Below are 18,333 nucleotides of genomic sequence, written 5' to 3' on the forward strand. Positions count from 1 at the left end.
TCAGTCCTCCCGTCCGGGGACGCGGCCGTTGGTCAGGGCGTTGGGGGCGGCCTTGTCCACCAGGGCGGGGATGACCGCGCCCAGCTCGGCCGGGTCCCAGCGGGAGCCCTTGTCCACGCCGGGCCCGGCGTGCCAGCCCTCGGCCACGCTGATCATGCCGCCGCGCACGTTGAACACCCGCCCGGTGACGGCCCGCGCCTCGGCACTGGCCAGCCAGACCACCAGCGGCGCGATGTCGTCGGGGTCGGCGCCGGTCGCCCCGGCCGGGATCAGGTTCTCCGTCATGCGGGTGAGCGCGGCGGGGGCGACGGCGTTGACGGTCACGCCGTAGCGCTCCAGCTCCCTGGCGGCGATCACGGTCAGCCCCGCGATGCCCGCCTTGGCGGCGCCGTAGTTGCCCTGGCCCGGGTTGCCGTAGATGCCGGAGGACGACGTCGTGTTGATGATCCGGGCATCGAGGCGTTCGCCGGACTTCGCCTTGGCCCTCCAGTAGGCGGCGGCATGCCGCAGGGGCGCGAACGTGCCGCGCAGGTGCACCCTGATCACCGCGTCCCACTCGTCGGCGGTCATGTTGACCAGCATGCGGTCGCGCAGGATTCCGGCGTTGTTGACCAGCACGTGCAGGTCGCCGAAATGCTCGACGGCCGATCTGATCAGGCGCTCGGCGCCCTCGAAGTCGGAGACGTCCTCGCCGTTGACGATCGCCTGGCCGCCCATGGCCTCGATCTCGGCCACGACCTCGGCGGCGGCCCCGGACGAACCGGTGCCGTCCACCTCCGCGCCCAGGTCGTTGACCACGACCTTCGCACCCTGCCTGGCGAACTCCAGCGCGTGCCCGCGCCCGATGCCCCTGGCCGCACCCGTGACGATCACCACGCGACCTTCGACGATCCCGCTCATCCGACACCTCGATCCTTGACCCGCCGACGACTTGAACTGGATTCTAGTATTAAAATCTAGAAAGGACAGGCCCTTGGTGACGACGACCACCGAATCCGTCGGCCACGCCTGGCGCACGCTCTCGGTCGTGAGCCTGGCCAGCGTGCTGACCGGGTTAGGCGGCAGCTCGATCAACGTCGCGCTGCCCGAGATCGCCCGGCACACCGGGGCCGACGCCACGGCCGCGGGCTGGATCCTGCTGGGCTTCCAGTTGACCACGACCGTCCTCATGGTGGTATTCGGTCGTCTGGCCGACATGTTCGGCAGGCGCAGGATGTACCTGCTCGGGCTGGCCGTCTACACCGCGGCCGCCCTGCTCGCCGGGTTCGCGCCCGGCGCGTGGGTGATCGTGGCCATGCGGGTCGTGCAGGCCGTCGGCGCCGCGATGTTGCTCACCAACAGCGCCGCCCTGGTCAGCGACGCCTTCCCGCGCGAGCGGCTGGGCGAGGGCATGGGCGTCTACGTGGCCTCCTTCTCCATCGCCGGGCTGATCGGCCCGACGCTCGGCGGTGTGCTCGCCTCGAACCTGGGCTGGCGCTGGGTGTTCTGGTTCAACGTGCCCATCGGCGTGATCTGCCTGGTGTGGGGCGCGGTCACGCTGCGGCGGACCGAGCCGGCCGGGCGCGAGCGCGGGCTCGACCTGCCGGGCAGCGTGTTCGTGCTGGTCACGCTGGGCGGGCTGCTGCTGGCGTTGTCGGAGTTCGGCAGGCTGGGCTGGGGGCATCCGGCGGTCCTGGCCGGGCTCGGCGCGTTCGCCGTGGGGCTGCCGCTGTTCGTGGCCAGGGAGCGGCGGGCCGCCCATCCCGTCGTGGACCTGCGGCTGTTCCACGACCGCGCCTTCGCCTTCGGCACGCTCGCCTCCTTCCTCAACGCCGTGGCGCGCATGGGCATGGTCTTCCTCGTCGCGCTCTACTTCCAGGCCGTGCGGGGGGACGATCCCGTACAGGCCGGGTTGAAGGTGCTGCCGCTGGCGGTGGCGGCCATGGCCGCGTCGGTGGCGTCGGGGTTCCTCCAGCGGCTGACCAGCGCGCGCACCCTGGCGGTGGCCGGGGCCGCCACCACGACCTGCGGGCTGCTGGTGCTGCTGGCCACGATGTCGGCGAGCACGCCGTACGCGGCGGTGACCGCCGGGCTGGTGCTCATCGGGCTCGGCTCGGGCGTCTTCCTGCCCTCCAACACCACCGCCATCCTGGACGGCCTGCCCTCCGACCGCCTCGGCATCGTCAACGCCATGCGCCTCATGCTCCAGAACACCGGCAACGTGGTCGGCACCGGCCTGGTGCTGTCGATCATCACCGCGCCCCTCCCCGCCGCGCTGCACCAGCGCGTCTTCGCCGGGACGCTCTCGCAGGTCTCCGGGGAGGCGGTCGGCGAGCTGGTGACCGGCTACCGCTGGGCGCTCACCTGCATGGCCTCGATCTCGGTGCTGACCGTGCTGGCCTGCCTGGCCCGCCGCAAGGCCCGGTGACCGGCGGACCGGACGGTACGGGTACCGTGGCGGACGTGGCAGAACCCTCCTCGGCGCACCGGCACGTCTTCCCCCGCATGGTCAGATTCGCCGACATCGACTCCCAAGGGCATGTGAACAACGTGCGCTTCCTCGACTACCTGGAGGACGCCCGCTTCGGCATGTTCGCGATCGATCCGGTGCGGGCGGGCGAGGCGCCCTTCGGAGGGCTCGTGGTGACCCGCCACGAGATCGACTACCGGCGGCCGCTCGGCCTGCGCCCCGACCCGGTCAGGGTCGAGACCTGGGTCACCGGGATCAGACCGGTCCGCTTCACCCTGTCCTACGAGATCCGCGACGACGACGAGATCTACGTGACCGCCACCTCGGTGATCGTGGCCTACGACGTCGAACGGGCCGCGCCGCGCCGGCTCACCGAGGACGAGCTGGTCGTGCTCAAGCGCTACGCGGCCGAGGGCTGACCGCCCTGGAACCGCAGCCGCCCGCCGGCCCCGGCAGGAAGCGCTGGTTGATGCTCGCGTTGGGCGTCAACGCCCACGCGAGCGTCACCTTAGGACTCTTCGGCCTGCCGCTCGTCATGCCGGAAATCGAGCGACATTTCGGGGTTCCGCTGGCGGTGGCCGGAATCATTGGGAACGCCCCGGGAATCGGGGTTCTGATCGCGCTCGTCGCCTGGGGCGCGCTGGCCGACCGGCACGGCGAGCGTCTCGTGCTCGGCATCGGCGTAAGCCTGGCGGCCGTGCTGCTCGCCGCCGTGGCCTTCGCCGGGCCCGCCTGGGCGGTGATCGCGCTGCTGGCGCTGGCCGGCGCGGCCGGCTCGGCGGCCATGGTCGGCGGCGGCCGGATCGTGCTGCGCTGGTTCCAGCCGCCCGAGCGCGGGGTCGCCATGGGCCTGCGGCAGGTCTCCTACACCCTCGGCATGGCCGTCGCGGCGTTCGTGCTGCCGCCGGTCGCGCGGGCGCACGGGCTGCCCGGCGTGCTGCTGGTCTGCTCCGCCGTGAGCCTGCTGGCCGCCGTCCTGGCCGCACTGTTCCTGGCCGAGCCGCCGCACTCGATCTCCGGCGGGAGCGCTGAGCAGGCGCGCTCGCCGTACCGGCAGCCGGCGCTCTGGCGGGTGCACGCGACCAGCGGGCTGCACGCGGTCCCGCAGATCGTGGTCAGCACGTACGGCGTCACCTGCCTCGTCGGCCTGTACGGCTGGGACGCCGTGGCGGCCGGCCAGCTCTTCGGCCTGTCGGCCGTGGCCGGGGCCGTGGTCCGCGTGGCCGTGGGCCGCTGGTCGGACCGGGTCGGCCTGCGGATGCGTCCCCTGCTGCTGCTCACCTGCGCCTGCCTGGCCGTGCTCGCCCTGCTGGTCGTGGGCACGGGGACGGACAGCCTGCTCGGCCCGGCGGCGCTCGCGACGGCCTCGGTGCTCACCGTGTCCGGCAACGGGCTGGCCTACCTGAGGGCGGGCGAGCTGGCCGGACCCGCCTGGGCGGGCAAGGTGCTCGGCACCCACAACACCGTCCAGAACGTCGTCGCCCTGGCGGTGACCCCGCTGGCCGGAGCGCTGATCACCGGGACGGGGTACTGGGCGGCGTACGCGGCGGGCCTGGCCTGCGCGCTGCTCTCGCTGCCCGTCATCCCCGTCCGCGGCGAGCAGCGGGCCGGCCTTCGCTCATGACTCCCGGCGCAGCCACACGGCGGTGTCCGGCGGCAGCGTCCCCGCCTGGACCGGGCCGCTGGACAGCAGCACCGCGTCGTGCGCCGGCAGCCGTACGGCCTCCGTCCCGCAGTTGATCGCGCAGATCAGCGGGCCCCGGGAGAAGAACAATGCTCCTTCGGGGGAATCCAGCCACTCCAAGGTGTAAGGAATGTCCCCCGCCAGCTCGCGGCGGCAGGCCAGGGCCCGGCGGTAGAACTCCAGCGTCGAGTCCGCGTCGCCCTCCTGCTTCTCGGCCGTCAGCTCGGCGAAGGAGGACGGCTGCGGCAGCCACGGCCGCACGCCGGGCGGCGAGAACCCGTAGGAGGGGGACTCCGCCGACCACGGCAGCGGCACCCGGCAGCCGTCGCGGCCGGGCAGCTTGCCCTCCGACTGGACGAACACCGGGTCCTGCCTGGCCTCGTCCGGCAGGTCGGTCACCTCGGGCAGGCCCAGTTCCTCGCCCTGGTAGAGGTAGGCCGAGCCGGGCAGCGCCAGCATCGTGAGCAGCGCCGCCCTGGCCCGCGCCAGCCCCGTGCCGGGATCGGCGGTCCCGTAGCGGGTGCGATGGCGTACGACGTCGTGGTTGGACAGCACCCAGGTGGCGTACGGCACCGAGGCCAGGGTGTCGTCGATCACCTTCTTGAACGCGGTCGGCGACCAGGGCGCCTGGAGCCAGGCGAAGTTGAAGCTCTGGTGCAGCTCGTCGGGCCGCACGTAGAGGGCGAGATCCTCGGCGCTGTCGGTCCAGACCTCGCCGACGGCCATGCGCTCGCCCGGGTAGCCGTCGAGCACCTTGCGCCAGTCGCGGTAGACGCCGTGCACCTCGGGCTGCCCCCAGACCGGCGAGACCGACTTGAACGACTGGTCGCCGACGTCCGGCAGCCCCTCGGCCTTGTACAGGCCCATCGCGACGTCGATGCGGAACCCGTCGACGCCCTTGTCCAGCCAGAACCGCAGGACGTCGAGGAACTCCGCGTGCACCTCGGGGTTGCGCCAGTTGAAGTCGGGCTGGGCGGGGGCGAACAGGTGCAGGTACCACTGCCCGTCGGGGGTCTGGGTCCACGCCGGGCCGCCGAACGTGGACTGCCAGTTGTTGATCGTGTCGCGGAAGAGGTAACGGTCGCGGCCCTCGCCCCGCAGCGCGGCCTGGAACCAGGGATGCTCGGAGGAGCTGTGGTTGGGGACGACGTCCACGAGCACCTTCAGCCCGTGCCCGTGGGCCTCGGCCACCAGCGCGTCGAAGTCGGCCAGCGTGCCGAACAGCGGGTCGACGCCGCGGTAGTCCGCCACGTCGTAACCGCCGTCGGCCATCGGGGACGGGTAGAACGGCGTCAGCCAGATGGCGTCGACCCCCAGCCTCCTCAGGTACGGAATCCGTTCCCGTACCCCGGCCAGGTCGCCGACGCCGTCTCCGGAGGCGTCGGCGAAGCTGCGAACGTAGATCTCGTAGACGACGGCATCGCGCCACCAGGGGATATCCATGTGGGCGTCATGCCCGCTATGTCGGCGAGTTCACCAAACTGTGGGCCGCGTACACCAGATAGTCCCAAAGTCGGGTCGCCTGCTCCTCGGGCAGGTCGAGCGAGTCGACCGCGTCACGCATGTGCCGCAGCCAGGCGTCGCGCTCGGCCTCCCCGATCACGAACGGCACATGGCGCATGCGCAGCCGGGGATGGCCGCGCTCCTGGCTGTAGGTGTTGGGGCCGCCCCAATACTGGATCAGGAATCCACGCAGCCGGTCTTCGGCGCCCGTCAGGTCGGGCTCGGGGTAGAGCGGCCGCAGCAGCGGGTCTTCCGCGACACCTTCGTAGAAACGGTGGACAAGGCGGCGGAAGGTCTCCTCGCCGCCTACGGCGTCGTAGAAGGAGGTCTCAGTCACGCTCTCAGCCTACGGTCGGCCGCGTTCGGCGGCCAACCGCAGGTGGCAGGGGCCGCCGCCTATGCGTGGGCGACCATGGGGATGCCGGCCGAGTCGAGGGCGGACTTCACCCTGAGCCGGATCTCCCGGGCGACCTCGGCCTGGTGGGAGGGCAGCGTCTTGGCGGTGATGCGGAACACCAGAGCGCTGTCGGAGAGCTGCTCCACGCCGTACACCTGGGGCTCCTCCACGATCACGCTCTCGCGGAACTCGGGGTCGGCCCAGATCTCCTCGGCCACGATCTCCAGCGCCGCGCGCACGGCGGTGATGTCGGCGTCGTAGGCCACCGGGACGTCGAAGTAGGCCCGCGACCAGCCCTGCGACTCGTTGCCGACGCGGGTGATCGTGCCGTTGCGCACGTACCAGACGCGGCCGTCGGCGTCGCGCAGCCGGGTGACGCGCAGGGTGACCGCCTCGACGGTGCCGACGGCGGCGCCCGCGTCGATCACGTCGCCCACGCCGTACTGGTCCTCCAGCAGCATGAACATGCCGGCGATGAAGTCCTTCACCAGCTCCTGGGCGCCGAAGCCGATCGCGACGCCCAGGATGCCGACGCTGGTCAGCAGGGGAGCGATGGGGATCGTCAGCCGGTCGAGCACGGTCAGGATGGCGGTGCCGAGGACGACGATGGAGGCGATGTGCTTGAGCACCGAGCCCATGGTCTCGGCCCGCTGCTTGCGGCGCTCGTGCAGCAGCGCGTCGATGCCGTCGGTGGCGGCGTTGCGGCGGAACCTGTTGGCGAGCGAGCCGCCGGTGGCCGCCCGGGTCACCACCTTCGTGATCACACGGTGCGAGATGTTCCGCACGACGAACCCGAAGATCAGGATCAGGACGATGGTGATCAAGCTCGCCAGCAACGGCGCCCACGATACGTTGCCCAGCCAGTCGACCAGGGGACCACAGATCACTGTGTCACCTTGACAGGCTTGCGCCATCTGCGAGCTCACTTTGTCCAAGTCCTGCACGAGCGACGACTCCGTCGGCGCGGGCGTCGGTGATGGCCCCGATGTCACCAACAGGAACACTGGGTGGATTCCCCCTCAGGAAGCGGTTCGGTCAGCGGCAAATCAGTCCAATTGGATCTAAAAATACCGCTGACCGAACCGGCCGCCGTCACATCACGCCGGGGAAGACGGGGTCGCCAGGTCTCTGGGCCGCGGAGGGAGAGACCGGACGCTCCGATGACGGACGGCTCGGACGGGCCACGCACCCGGAAGCGTGTCCCGTTCCGGTTCCAAGGGGGGAGGTGATCCCCCCGGCACCCGGCGGGGGCACCCGCCGGGCTGTCCTGCGCGCACGGGCACCCGCCCGCGCGAAAGAGCCGGAACCGGCGGGACGATCAGGGGCCCGGGAACCCGGACGCCCTCCGCACCGATCGTCCCGCCGGCCCCGCGAGGCCGCCGTGGGGACGGTGAGCCGTGGTGGCTGCGCTCCACCCGGATCACCGCGTCGTCACTCTCCCACGGCGGCGAGCACGCGTGCGACCTTGGTCGCGGCACCGGCCGGGTCGTCGGCCGTGTGCATGGGTTCGCCCCAGGACCAGCAGTACCACCAGTCGGGAAGGTCCGAGGCGTTCGCCGGTCGGCAGGTGACGTTCTCGGACAGGCTCGTCGCCTTCGGGTTGATGACGCGTACGAACTGCCGGCCGCTCTGGGTCTGGACCACTCGTGCGAGCAGACCGCGAGCGCCGAGCTCGGATACGAGGCGCTGCAGATGTCCGTTCTTGTCGTCCGTCACCTTCTCGTCCTCCCTGGGAATCGTTGCTGGTGGGCCAAACATGGCTCAAGTCAACAGCACACGCAACGCCACTGTGGTGATCACAGGGAGTGGCTATTCCCTCGTGGGTTGTAAGAAACGACCCCTCGGAGGACGATCCTTAACCGTAGGCTTGATGAGCACGTTTTCAAACGGTCCTCACTGCCTCATAGTCATCTCTAGGCGAAGAGCTACCTGAGGGCTACGCTGAGTCACCAGTCTTGACGGGTCGAGACATCGGGAGAGGGGCCGGGATGTCCGGCAGGCAGCACAGGGAAACGGAGATAGCCCGGCGGGTCAGGGCCAAGGGCCTTGCCACCGGGCGCACCTCCGCCCAGATAGCTGAAGAGATCCACGAAGCGTGCTCACCACAGTTCAGCACGACCCGCATCAAAGCGCACCGCCTGTCCTACGGCATCGCACTCGCGGACGTGATCGAACAGGTGCGCGCGTTGTTCGAGCGCGACGCCAAGGCGCCGCCGGGCATCGGCGAGACGTTGCTGTCGGCGTACGAGAGCGGGCTCAAGCGCCCGGGTCCCGAATACCTGCACTACCTGTGCACGGTCTACCGGGTAGAGCCCATCGAGCTCGGCTTCGACGGCCCCTGCATCTGCGGCCACGGCCACCGCATGCCGGGCGCGCTCGCCGAGATCACCCAGCGCATGGGGTCGGCGTCGCTCCCTCGCGACCTGGTCCTGCAACCGGTGACCGTCGAGGCCGACGCCCAGGAGGACGAGAACATCCTGCGGCGCACGTTGTTAAATCTGCTCGACACCGACGTCTCGTTCAAGCAGCAGTTCGACGGGGCGATGCTGGGCGCGTGTGAGGGCATCCGGCGGCGGATGGACCAGACGCTGGTCTCGGCCACCGTCTCGGGCGGGATGCTCGACCAGTGGGAGGAGGCGACGCTCGCCTTCGGCCGCCAGTACACCACGACGCCCCCGCTACGGCTGCTGTGCGACGTGCTGCTGGAGCTGAGCGCGGTCCGTACGGCGCTGTCCCAGCGGCAGCCGATCGACCTCCAGGACCGGCTGTGCCGCATGGCCGCGCAGCTGGCCGGCCTGAGCGGCATGGTGATGATCAATCTCGGCGACCACCGGCTGGCCCGGTCGTTCTTCCGCACCGGCCGCATCGCCGCCGACGAGACCGGCGACCGTGCGCTGCGGGCGTGGATCACGGCCAGGGAGTCGCTCGTACCCCTCTACTACGGCGACGCCCGCGAAGCCCTCAACCTCGCCAAGAAGAGCCGTGACCTGGCGGGCACCGTTCCGTGCGTGGCCCAGGCGATGGCGCCGGTCGTCGAGGCGCGGGCCCTGGCCATGCTCTCGGGCACCGACAGCAAGAAAGAGGTGGTCGACCAGGCCAAACGGGCGCTGGCCAGGGCCAGGAGCGCTTTCGCGCACATGAAGAGCGAGGAGCAGGAGGACATGGCCTTCGGCTACACCGAGAAACAGCTCTACTTCTACCAGGGCGACGTGCTCACCAAGCTCGGCCAGACCATCGAGGCCGAGGTGGTGCTCGACCAGGCGCTCGGCAAGTACGAGGACCACATCCTCGACCAGACCCTGATCAGGCTCGACCAGGCCCAGTGCCGCCTCCTGGAGGGCGACGTCGACGAAGCCCTTCAAATCGGTACGAAAGCCTTGCGCGCTTTGGGGGATGAATACCTTACGGACCTCATCATCCGCCCGGCGCTCGCTCTGGAGCAGGCGATCATGAAAAAGGTCGACAAACATCACATGCTGGCCGAATTCAGCGCCGAGTTGCGTCGAAGGTCGGCCCAGAAGGAAGGGAGCGGTGGATGACGTTGAAGATCCGGCGGTACCGCTGGTCCGATCTCGACACCATCCTCGCGCTACACCGGATCTGCCTCGCCGAGGTGGGCCTCCAACCCGGCGACGGCGTCTACTACGACGACGACTTCCCCCGCATCCAGGAGATCTACCTGGCCTGCGGAGGTGACTTCATCGTCGGCGAGACCGGCTCACGGGTGGTCGCCATGGGCGGCCTGAAACCCGTCGACCGGGAGACCGCCGAGGTGTGCAGGCTCAGGGTGCATCCCGAGTTCCAGCGGCGCGGCTACGGCGGCGCCATGCTCTCGGCCCTCGAAGACCGCGCCTTGGAGCTCGGCTTCAGCAGCCTGCGCGGCGACACCACGCTCAACCAGGGGGCGGCCCTCGCGCTCTACGCCCGTCAGGGCTGGCGTGAGCTCTCCCGCTGCCAGGTGGGCGACCTCGTCGTCATCTACGGCGAGAAACGGCTGGCGCGCGCGCCGGCCATGGAGCTCTAGCTCCCACACGTCGAGGGTCCGACGCTTCCGGACCCGGCGGCACGCCCCATCCCCTCCTGGGGCCCTGGCTTGCCCTGGCTCGTTCTCCCTTTCCGTCCCCGCAGGGCTCCTGCGAGCTTTTACGCTCAGGCGTGTCGATCCCGCCTCGCGGCGCTCGCGGAGAGTGACGGCCCCGGGGTGCGGCATCGGTTCGCCCGCACGGTCCGCGTACGCGCCGGCACATCGTGCGAATGGTGAGAACCTCGCCTTACTAGGCAGTAACCGCAGGAAAGAACAGTTTTCGCCGACGCCGGTATGGATGTTTCGGGCCTGCGAGTGAGGCTCTTAACTCCGAGTGGAACAGGAGCCTCACCGGCTTCGTCACGTGCCCTGGCGAATGCTCTTAGTAGTGGCATGCTCTGCTCCATGGCAGTCGTGCCCGCTCCCCGACCCCTCTTGGGAGCCGTGCTTCTGTTGTTCGTCAGCGCCGCTTGGGGGTCGGCGTTCCCGCTGATGAAGGACCTCATTCTCCGGTTACCTGTCGAGGACCTGCTGGCCGAGCGGTACCTCGTCGCGGCGCTGACGCTGCTGCTCATCCGGCCTCGCTGCCTTCGGGGGCTGTCGCGCAGGACGTGGGTCAACGGGCTCGTGCTGGGGCTGCTGTTCGGTGTCGGACAGACCGCTCAGGCGCTCGCGCTGCACAGCCTGCCCTCCGCGGTGTCAGGGTTCGCCGTGGGGTGCAGCGTGGTGATCACGCCCGTCCTGGCCCTGGTGATGTTCAGGAGCCGGGCGCCGCGGCGGGTGTGGGCGGGCGTGGTGCTCGCCATGGCCGGGATGACCGTGTTCACGCTGCTGCGCGGGGTCGAGGACCACGAGGTCTCGCTGCTCGCGCTCGGCGTCACGCTCTCGGCCGCGGCGCTCTACTCGGCCCACACGCTCATGCTCGCCGAGCTGTCCAAGAAGGGCGAGCGCTTCCAGGCGTACGCGCTGACCACGATCCAGCTCTTCACCATCGGGCTGCTCACCGGGGGCTTCGCGTTGCGCGGCGGGATCACGCTGCCGTCCAGCCTGCCCGACTGGGCGATCCTCGCCCATCTGGCCGTGGTGTCGTGCGCCCTGGGCTTCCTGGCCCGCTCGTACGGGCAGAAGCACGTGCCGGCGGTGCCCAGCGCGATCATGATGTCCTCGCAGCCCCTCTGGGTGGCCGCCATCGCGGTCGTCTGGTTCCACGAGCAGGTGGGCTGGAGCATGGTGATGGGCGGCGGGCTCATGGCCGCGGCCATGCTGCTGGCCCTGCCCGAGAGGGCCGCCAAGGGAAAAGTGGACCAGCCGGGCAGGCGCGACCTGCTGGCGGTCTCCCGCCGTGCCGCACTGGTGCTGGCCGACCTGCGGATCAAGCGTGAGGAACGGCTGCCTTTGGAGCCGGGGCCGGCGCCGTTCATCGCCAAGAGCGCGTGCGGGGACGTCGAGTCGTGCCCGTGGAACGCGCACGCGCTGAAGGGCGGCGGCGAGCCGAGCCTGGAGCGGCTGATCGAGCGGGCGACCGCGATCGTCCGCGCCAAGAAGTTGCCGGGGCCCGGCTGCTGCCAGTCCGTCACGCTGGTCGGGCGGTGCCTGTGCACGTTGATGGAGGAATCGGAACAGACGCGGGTCGCGGCGGTCGAACATTGGTTTCGGTCTCAATAGGCTGCGGGACGCGCACAAAAGCCAGGTGCTACTTATTCGTTAAACCACCACCTATTCCCTATAAATCTTGATATCCGGTTGAGTGTCCGAATAATGGGAAATCACACCCATCGGAGAGGCACGTCATGAAGCGCATCGTCGTCCGTAAGCCAGGCACCGCGAGGCTCGCAGGGACCGCAGGCGTCATCCACAAGGGTTGACCAGGGACAGGTCCCACCTCAGCGTCCAGGGCGGGCCACCTGCCCGATGGGGGGCCGTACGGCTGCTGATGCCGGTGATGGACGCGCATCGCCGGCCACGCGGCCCCTACACCGTGGGCGCCGCCCTGCTGCGCCGTCTGGTGCCGGGCGCGTCGCCCGAGCTGGTCGCGGCGTACGACATCGAGATCCGGGCGGCCGCACCCGAGCTGGCCGCTCAGGTGCCCGCCCGGCGCATGACCATCGACGCGGGGCTGCCCGACGAGGAGCGCATCCTGGTGCCGGCGCCCCGCCGGACGCTGAGGCTGGCCAACGGGATCGCCGAGTTCGTCCGGGCCGCCGTGCCGCCGGGCTCGACGCTCGCGGTGTGCAACGGCGCGCACGCCGACCCGACCGACACCGAACTCCTGGACGTCCTGACCCGGCGCGTCCCGGCCGGCACGCTCACCGTCCTGGTGTACGCCGACGGGCCCGAGCCGCCCCCCGACGAGCGTGCCGCCGACGAGCTGTGGCCCCTGGTGGACCGTTGCATGCGCGAGGGCTTCCTGCACGCCGCGGCCGAGCTGGGCGAGCGGGGCCTGGATCGTACGGAGCCGGGGGAGGCCCGGTGGTGGCGCTTCGCCCAGCGCACCGCCACCGCGCTCGGCGGCCTCGGCCGCGTCCGGGAGGCGCGGGCGCTGTGGGACCACGTACGCGCGGCCAGCCAGGACCCGGTCGTGCACGCCGCCGCCGCGTACGGGACGGCTATGCTCGACGCCCGCCACCCCGACCCCGCGCGGCGCGACCTGGGCCGGGCCCGGCGCTGGATCAACGAGGCCATCGCCATCGCGGGGCTGCTGCCCGACCCCCTGGAACGGGCCTTCAAACTCGGCTTCGACCGCAACGGCCTGGCGCTGATCGAGCTGCGGAACGGACGGCCGCAAGCCGCGCTGTCGCTGGTGGAGTCGGCCATCGAGCTGGCCGCCGAGCTGGGCGACCGGCACCCCGTGCACCGGATGGTGCTGCTGGCCAACCGGGCCCAGCTCCTCGCCATGCTCGGCCACCCCAAGGAGGCCCTGGAGGACTACACCGCCGCCATCGCCATCGACCCGGCCTTCCCCGACACCTATCTGGAGCGCGGGAACCTGCTGTTCGGGCTGGGGCTGACCGAGGAGGCGCTGGCCGACTACGAACGGGCCATGCGGGCCGGGCCGCCGCTGCCGGAGGCGTACTACAACCGGGCGGAGCTGCGTACCGTGCGGGGTGACGTGGCGGGGGCGCTGGCGGACCTGGGCACGGTGATCGAGCTGGACCCCGCCTACCTGGACGCCTACGTCAACCGCGCCGGGCTGCTGGCGGCGGCGGACCGGGACGAGGAGGCCAGGGCCGACGTCACGGCCGGGCTCGCCCGCGCGCCGGAGAACCCGCACCTGCTCACCGTGCTCGGCCAGCTGGAGACGGCGGCAGGCCGCTTCGAGGAGGCCGCGGCGGCCCTTGACCTGGCCCTGGAACGCGCTCCCGAGCTGGCCGCCGCCTGGGGGAACCGGGGCGTGCTGCGTTACGCCGCGGGCGACGCCGAGGGCGCGGTCGCGGATCTGAGCAGGGCCGTCGAGCTGGACCGGCAGCCCGACCTGTACGCCAACCGCGCCGTCGCCCTGCGCGCCCTGGGCCGAACCGCCGAGGCCGAAGCCGACGAGCTCCGCGCGACCCGCTCCGCCTGACCACGGCCGCTTCGCCTGGCAGCGACGCGTTCCTCCTGACCACGGCCGCTCGCCTTCCCCGTTCCTCCTGACCACGGCCGCTCGCCTGGCCCGTTCCTCCTGAGGGCGGCCGGTTCACCTGGCAAGCGGCCCGTTTCACCTGGCAGCGGTCTGTTCCTTCTGGCGGTGGGACGATTGATGTATGACGGGGCGTATTGGGCGAGCTGCGGGGGTGTGCGGGGCGCTGGGGGTGTTGTGGTGGGCCACCGCCCGGCTGACGTGGGCGGGCGTCGGCTGCGCCGACTGGGACTGCCTGGCCCCGGCCCTCGGCGTCCTCCTGGCGATCAGCCTGGTCATGCTGGCCGGGGCCGCGTACGTGCTGGACCGCGTGGACGTGCGGCCCGCGCGGCGGGCGGCCCTGGTGGCCGCCGGGGCGGCGGTGGCGTTCTGGGCCACCGGGAAGCTGCTGCCGTCGTGGCCGTCCACCGCCGCGCACGCCGTGGGCGCCGCGGTCGTCTTCGCCGGGGCGGGAGCCGTCGCGGCGTTCGTGACCGGGCCGGGGCTCGCGCCGCGCTGGCGGGTGCTGATCGCGCTGACCCTGGCCGCCCTGCCGTGCGGCGTGTTCGCCGTGCTCTGGTTCGGCCTCGGCGGCTGACGACCGAACGCGGCTGACGACCGAACGCGGGCGACGACCGAACAGCGGGTGACGGCCCGGAGCGCCTGGTCGTCGGGAGCGGTCAGGCGGGGAACACCTGGACGTGGTCGGCGGCGACCCGCAGGCGCACCTCGTCGCCGGGGGACAGGCCGGCGGCGGCCCTGGAGGGCAGGTCGGCGAAGATCACCGAAGGGCCCGCCTGGGCGTACACGCGGGTGGTCGCGCCCAGGAACACCGTCACGTCCACGACCGCCCGAGCCCCCGGGCCGTCCTTGGCCAGCTCGACGTCCTCGGGGCGGAACATGCACAGGACGCGGGGAGCGGGCGCCTCGACGTCGAACGCGCCGCCCGCGGTGACCCGGCCGTCCACCGCGTCGAGTTCCAGGGTGTTGCGGTTGCCGACGAAACCGGCGGCGAAACGGGTGGAGGGGGCGGTGTAGATCTCGGCGGGCGGTCCGCACTGCTCGATGTCGCCGGCGTTCATCACCGCGACCCGGTCCGAGATCGCCAGCGCCTCGGCCTGGTCGTGGGTGACGAAGACGGTGGTGATGCCGACCTGGTGCTGGATGCGGCGGACCTCGTCGCGCAGGCGGTGGCGTACCTGGGCGTCCAGGGCGGACAGGGGCTCGTCCAGCAGCAGCACCTCGGGGCGGGGGGACAGCGCGCGGGCCAGGGCGACGCGCTGCTGCTGGCCGCCGGAGAGCTGGTTCGGCAGGCGGTCGCCGAGGTGGTCGAGGCCGACGAGGTCGAGCATCTCGTCCACGCGGGCCCTGACCTCCTCCTTCGGCCGCTTCCTGACGGTCAGGGGAAAGGCGACGTTGCCGCGTACGGTGAGGTTGGGGAACAGCGCGTACGACTGGAAGACCATGCCGATGGGCCGCTTGCGCACCGGCACGCCCGCCATGTCGGCGCCGCCGATCGTCAGCCGCCCGCCGTCGAACCCGGTCAGGCCCGCGATGCAGCGCAGCAGCGTGGTCTTGCCGCAGCCGGACGGCCCGAGCAGGGCCAGCATCTCACCCTGCTCGACGCTGACGCTCACGCCGTTGAGCGCGGTGTGGCCGGCGTAGCGCTTGGTGATGCGGTCGAGTACGACGTGGCTCATGGAGTGATGCCCTTCTGGACCGGAGCGGTGGCCATGGACGCGCTCACCCGGCCGCGGCCGAGCCAGACGACCAGCGCGGACAGCGCGAACAGCAGGCCGAAGGTGAAGATGGTGACGACGGCCAGCGCGTTGGGGTCGCCGAGCGTCCGGGAGACGAACTGCCTGGCCGACCAGAGCGGCAGCGTCTCGTAGCTGACGCCGGTGAGGATCTTGGCGAGCGCGAACTCGTTCATGGCGGTCGCGATGACCAGCAGCGCGCCGGAGACCACGCCGCCGCGGATCGCCGGGAGGATCACCCTGATCAGGGTGGCGGCGGGCCCGGCGCCGCACGTGGCGGCTGCCTCGCTGAGCCGCACGGCTCCCGCCGCGAGCAGCGAGCTCTCCACCGCCCGGTACATGAACGGGAACGCGATCGCCGCGGTCGCGGCGGCCAGCAGCCAGAACGTGCCGAACAGCTCGGGCGCGACCGACTTGGTGACGAGCTGGAGGCCCGCGCCGACGACCACCCACGGGATGGCGAACGGGATCACCGAGATCGTCTGGACGATCGACCCGATGCGCGGGTTGTGCACGACCGACCAGTACGCGGCCGGCACGACGAGCACGATCTCGATCACCACGACGACCGCCGAGAGCACGAGCGAGCGGCCGAGCGCGGCCATGACGTCCGGCTTGGCGAACACGCCGGTCCAGTGGGCCAGGGTGTAGCCGTCGGGCAGCGGCGTGTCGGTCCAGCGGGTGGCCACGGAGTACAGCAGGGCGGCCAGCAGCGGCAGCCCGAAGTAGACGGCCAGCAGGCCGAGGAAGACGCGGCGTCTCACAGCCACCTCGCAGCGCGCCTGAGCGAAAGCCGGTAGAGCAGGGTCGCCCCGATGGCCAGGATCATCAGCAGCACCGACAGCACGGCGGCGCGGCCGAGGCCGAACACCGAGGACTCCAGCGTGGTGCCGATCTGCAGGGTGATGAGCTTGGTCGCGCTGGGGGAGGAGCCGATGGCGTACGCGACGGCGTAGACGCCGATCGTCCAGGTGAAGACGAGCAGCCAGCCCGCGATCACGAACGGGGAGAGCACGGGCAGGCCGACGTACCGCCAGAACTGCCATCTGGTGGCGTGGCAGACCGCGGCGGCCTCCTGCCAGTCGTCCTTGAGCACGCTCAGCGCGGGCAGGGTGAGCAGCACGAACATCGGGATGTTGAAGTACAGGTAGACGACGTTCATGCCTTTGAAGGAGCCGAGCGAGGGGAACGGGTTGTCCTCGATCCCGAACAGGCCCTTGAGCACGAGCGTCAGCATGCCGGTCGAGCCGATCAGCGCGACGAAGCCGAAGGCCAGGCCGATGCCGGCGAAGTTCGAGGCGACGTTCATCAGCGACAGCCAGAAGGCCCGGCCGCCGAGGCGCATCCGGGTGATGAGCCAGGCGGCGGGCGCGCCGAGCGCGGTGGCCAGCGTGGCCTGGGTCAGGCCGAGCGCGAGCGAGCCGCCGATGGCCTGGCGGTCCACCGGGTTCCCGGCCACCTTGACGATGTGGTCGAAGCCGTAGCTCCCGTCGGGCAGGGCGAAGGTGTCGTGCAGCAGCCGCAGCGCCGGCAGGACCAGGGTGGCCAGGGTGAACAGCAACAGCGGCAGGGCCGGGCCCCAGGCGGTGAACAGCTTGCCCGGGACCCTGCGACGGGCGGCCGGTGGAGCCGCCACGGACTCCGTGATGTGGGACGTCACGCGAGGACCTTCGCCTCCCAGTCGGCGACGATCTGCTCCGGATTGACCTTCGTGATCTCGATTTCCTTGACCGGCGCGTACGACTCCTCGGGCAGCCAGTTGGCCTTGGCGTCGGCGGGGAGCCGGAGGTCGCCGTTGAGCGCGCGGATCGGCCGGGCGCCGAACTTGGCGAACAGCGTCTGGGCCTCGTCGGAGAGCACGTAGTCGAGCAGGCCCTTGAGGAAGTCGCCCTTGGCGGTGTTGTACTTGTTGATCATCATCCCGGACGGCGACCAGACCGAGCCGTCGGAGGGGATGACCACGTCCACGTTGACGTTCTTGGCCTTCAGGGCGGCCTTCTGGGCCAGGCCGTTGAAGTCGTAGTTGATCTGGATGGGGGCCTCGCCCTTCTCCAGGGTCTCCTCGCTCATCTTGACGTCGCTGAGGTTGCCGGCGTCCTTGAGCTTCTTGAAGTAGGTGTAGGCGGGGGTCAGGTCGTCCACCGAGCCGCCGTTGGCGACCGCGGCGGCGACGACCATGGCCTGGCCGGTGCCCGACGAGGCCGGGTTCTTGATGGCGATCTGGCCCTTGTACTCGGGCTTGAGCAGGTCCTGCCAGCTCTTGGGCGGGTTGCTCACCTTGTCGGTGTTGACGACGAACGCGGGCGCGCCCACGAACGTGGCTACCCAGCCGCCCTTGCCCTTCTGCCAGTCCTTGAGCCTGCCCGCCGACGGCGGCAGGTACGCCGGCACCACGCCCTTGGCCTCGGCCACCGGCCCCCACATCAGGCCGATGTCGCTGGCCGTGCCGATCGGGTTGTCCTTCTCGGCGTCGAACTTGACGATCTCCTCCGAGGAGGACATGTCGGTGTCCTTGTGGGCGCAGGCGCCCTGGTACTTGGCGCAGAACGTCTTGACGACCTCGCCGTAGTTGGCCCAGTCGGGGGCCAGGCCGTAGGTCGGCAGGTCCTTGCCCTGGGCGGCGATCTTGCCGGTGTCCGGGGCGGCGGACCAGTCGTATTCACCGGCGCCGGCCGAACTGCCGCACGCGGTGAGGGCGAAAAGGGATGAGGCGGCAATTACCGCCCATGTGCGATGCTTCATATGGACCCTCGGTTAATTCCCGGTAAATTCGACAAGTGCCGTGAGCAGGTCTTTTCCCCGGCATGTCTAGTGCAGCGGAACGGTCCGGCCAACGTGTGATTTGCCTATCGCCGCTATAGGCAGACTCATATAACGGCTGCCTATCGGGGGCATCGGTCTAATCCCCCTTGTCCGGAACA

At 70.8% G+C, this 18,333-nt stretch carries 17 protein-coding genes; 8 read left to right on the forward strand and 9 right to left on the reverse strand.

What is annotated here, in order from left to right; genetic code table 11:
* Complete coding sequence (locus AB0J97_RS24585) at positions 1 to 900, reverse strand: SDR family oxidoreductase (RefSeq protein ID WP_364092265.1); 900 nt, start codon at positions 898 to 900, stop codon at positions 1 to 3.
* A 76-nt stretch (positions 901 to 976) separates the two neighbouring features.
* Between AB0J97_RS24585 and AB0J97_RS24590 the strand changes: the two genes are divergently transcribed.
* The 3 genes from AB0J97_RS24590 to AB0J97_RS24600 all read left to right on the forward strand — a co-directional run bounded on the left by AB0J97_RS24590 (position 977) and on the right by AB0J97_RS24600 (position 4,073).
* Positions 977 to 2,407: an MFS transporter gene (locus tag AB0J97_RS24590; protein WP_364092268.1), complete on the forward strand. Its 1,431-nt coding sequence runs from the start codon at positions 977 to 979 to the stop codon at positions 2,405 to 2,407.
* A gap of 77 nt (positions 2,408 to 2,484) precedes the next feature.
* Positions 2,485 to 2,868, forward strand: a complete 384-nt coding sequence (locus AB0J97_RS24595) for a thioesterase family protein (protein WP_357705278.1) — start codon at positions 2,485 to 2,487, stop codon at positions 2,866 to 2,868.
* Between the two features lie 50 nt (positions 2,869 to 2,918).
* A complete protein-coding gene (locus AB0J97_RS24600) occupies positions 2,919 to 4,073 on the forward strand; it encodes an MFS transporter (protein ID WP_364092363.1) in 1,155 nt (384 codons plus the stop codon).
* Here the strand turns inward: AB0J97_RS24600 and AB0J97_RS24605 are convergent.
* From AB0J97_RS24605 to AB0J97_RS24620, 4 genes are all read right to left on the reverse strand, one after another.
* A complete protein-coding gene (locus AB0J97_RS24605) occupies positions 4,068 to 5,576 on the reverse strand; it encodes an alpha-amylase family glycosyl hydrolase (protein WP_364092270.1) in 1,509 nt (502 codons plus the stop codon). The genes AB0J97_RS24600 and AB0J97_RS24605 overlap by 6 nt on opposite strands.
* Before the next feature lie 16 nt (positions 5,577 to 5,592).
* On the reverse strand, positions 5,593 to 5,973 hold the full coding sequence (locus AB0J97_RS24610; protein ID WP_364092272.1) for a globin: 381 nt from the start codon (positions 5,971 to 5,973) through the stop codon (positions 5,593 to 5,595).
* Positions 5,974 to 6,032: 59 nt separating this feature from the next.
* Entirely contained in the window at positions 6,033 to 6,920 is an 888-nt protein-coding gene (locus tag AB0J97_RS24615; protein WP_364092274.1) for a mechanosensitive ion channel family protein, read from the reverse strand.
* Positions 6,921 to 7,464: 544 nt separating this feature from the next.
* Positions 7,465 to 7,749: a hypothetical protein gene (locus AB0J97_RS24620; protein ID WP_357705137.1), complete on the reverse strand. Its 285-nt coding sequence runs from the start codon at positions 7,747 to 7,749 to the stop codon at positions 7,465 to 7,467.
* Between the two features lie 272 nt (positions 7,750 to 8,021).
* Here AB0J97_RS24620 and AB0J97_RS24625 point away from each other — a divergent pair, with 272 nt between their 5' ends.
* The 5 genes from AB0J97_RS24625 (at position 8,022) to AB0J97_RS24645 (ending at position 14,253) form a co-directional block, all read left to right on the forward strand.
* Entirely contained in the window at positions 8,022 to 9,572 is a 1,551-nt protein-coding gene (locus AB0J97_RS24625; protein WP_364092276.1) for an XRE family transcriptional regulator, read from the forward strand.
* On the forward strand, positions 9,569 to 10,057 hold the full coding sequence (locus AB0J97_RS24630) for a GNAT family N-acetyltransferase (RefSeq protein ID WP_364092278.1): 489 nt from the start codon (positions 9,569 to 9,571) through the stop codon (positions 10,055 to 10,057). The genes AB0J97_RS24625 and AB0J97_RS24630 overlap by 4 nt, the downstream gene beginning before the upstream one ends.
* Before the next feature lie 444 nt (positions 10,058 to 10,501).
* Entirely contained in the window at positions 10,502 to 11,722 is a 1,221-nt protein-coding gene (locus AB0J97_RS24635) for a DMT family transporter (protein ID WP_364092281.1), read from the forward strand.
* A 196-nt stretch (positions 11,723 to 11,918) separates the two neighbouring features.
* Positions 11,919 to 13,619 carry a tetratricopeptide repeat protein gene (locus AB0J97_RS24640; RefSeq protein ID WP_364092283.1) on the forward strand — a complete coding sequence of 567 codons (1,701 nt, stop codon included), beginning with the start codon at positions 11,919 to 11,921 and terminating at the stop codon, positions 13,617 to 13,619.
* Positions 13,620 to 13,800: 181 nt separating this feature from the next.
* Positions 13,801 to 14,253, forward strand: a complete 453-nt coding sequence (locus AB0J97_RS24645) for a hypothetical protein (RefSeq protein ID WP_364092285.1) — start codon at positions 13,801 to 13,803, stop codon at positions 14,251 to 14,253.
* 82 nt (positions 14,254 to 14,335) lie between these two features.
* On the opposite strand, the gene AB0J97_RS24650 is transcribed toward AB0J97_RS24645, so the two are convergent.
* From AB0J97_RS24650 to AB0J97_RS24665, 4 genes are read right to left on the reverse strand one after another with little or no spacing between them, the layout of a single operon-like run.
* On the reverse strand, positions 14,336 to 15,355 hold the full coding sequence (locus AB0J97_RS24650) for an ABC transporter ATP-binding protein (protein ID WP_364092287.1): 1,020 nt from the start codon (positions 15,353 to 15,355) through the stop codon (positions 14,336 to 14,338).
* On the reverse strand, positions 15,352 to 16,176 hold the full coding sequence (locus tag AB0J97_RS24655; protein ID WP_364092289.1) for an ABC transporter permease subunit: 825 nt from the start codon (positions 16,174 to 16,176) through the stop codon (positions 15,352 to 15,354). The genes AB0J97_RS24650 and AB0J97_RS24655 overlap by 4 nt, the downstream gene beginning before the upstream one ends.
* A complete protein-coding gene (locus AB0J97_RS24660; RefSeq protein ID WP_364092291.1) occupies positions 16,173 to 17,072 on the reverse strand; it encodes an ABC transporter permease subunit in 900 nt (299 codons plus the stop codon). The genes AB0J97_RS24655 and AB0J97_RS24660 overlap by 4 nt, the downstream gene beginning before the upstream one ends.
* On the reverse strand, positions 17,069 to 18,154 hold the full coding sequence (locus AB0J97_RS24665) for an extracellular solute-binding protein (protein WP_364092292.1): 1,086 nt from the start codon (positions 18,152 to 18,154) through the stop codon (positions 17,069 to 17,071). Before AB0J97_RS24665 ends, AB0J97_RS24660 begins: the two co-directional genes overlap by 4 nt.
* Positions 18,155 to 18,333 lie beyond the last annotated feature (179 nt).

Source organism: Nonomuraea sp. NPDC049607, assembly GCF_040675375.1.
In the GTDB taxonomy this organism is placed as follows: Bacteria; Actinomycetota; Actinomycetes; order Streptosporangiales; family Streptosporangiaceae; genus Nonomuraea.

Bases quoted from the DNA above. Each gene is read 5' to 3' on its own strand.
- AB0J97_RS24625 (WP_364092276.1), top strand. From the start codon at position 8,022: ATGTCCGGCAGGCAGCACAGGGAAACGGAGATAGCCCGGCGGGTCAGG.
- AB0J97_RS24585 (WP_364092265.1), bottom strand. From the start codon at position 900: ATGAGCGGGATCGTCGAAGGTCGCGTGGTGATCGTCACGGGTGCGGCC.
- AB0J97_RS24605 (WP_364092270.1), bottom strand. From the start codon at position 5,576: ATGGATATCCCCTGGTGGCGCGATGCCGTCGTCTACGAGATCTACGTT.
- AB0J97_RS24600 (WP_364092363.1), top strand. From the start codon at position 2,919: ATGCTCGCGTTGGGCGTCAACGCCCACGCGAGCGTCACCTTAGGACTC.
- AB0J97_RS24645 (WP_364092285.1), top strand. From the start codon at position 13,801: ATGACGGGGCGTATTGGGCGAGCTGCGGGGGTGTGCGGGGCGCTGGGG.
- AB0J97_RS24595 (WP_357705278.1), top strand. From the start codon at position 2,485: ATGGTCAGATTCGCCGACATCGACTCCCAAGGGCATGTGAACAACGTG.
- AB0J97_RS24650 (WP_364092287.1), bottom strand. From the start codon at position 15,355: ATGAGCCACGTCGTACTCGACCGCATCACCAAGCGCTACGCCGGCCAC.
- AB0J97_RS24665 (WP_364092292.1), bottom strand. From the start codon at position 18,154: ATGAAGCATCGCACATGGGCGGTAATTGCCGCCTCATCCCTTTTCGCC.
- AB0J97_RS24630 (WP_364092278.1), top strand. From the start codon at position 9,569: ATGACGTTGAAGATCCGGCGGTACCGCTGGTCCGATCTCGACACCATC.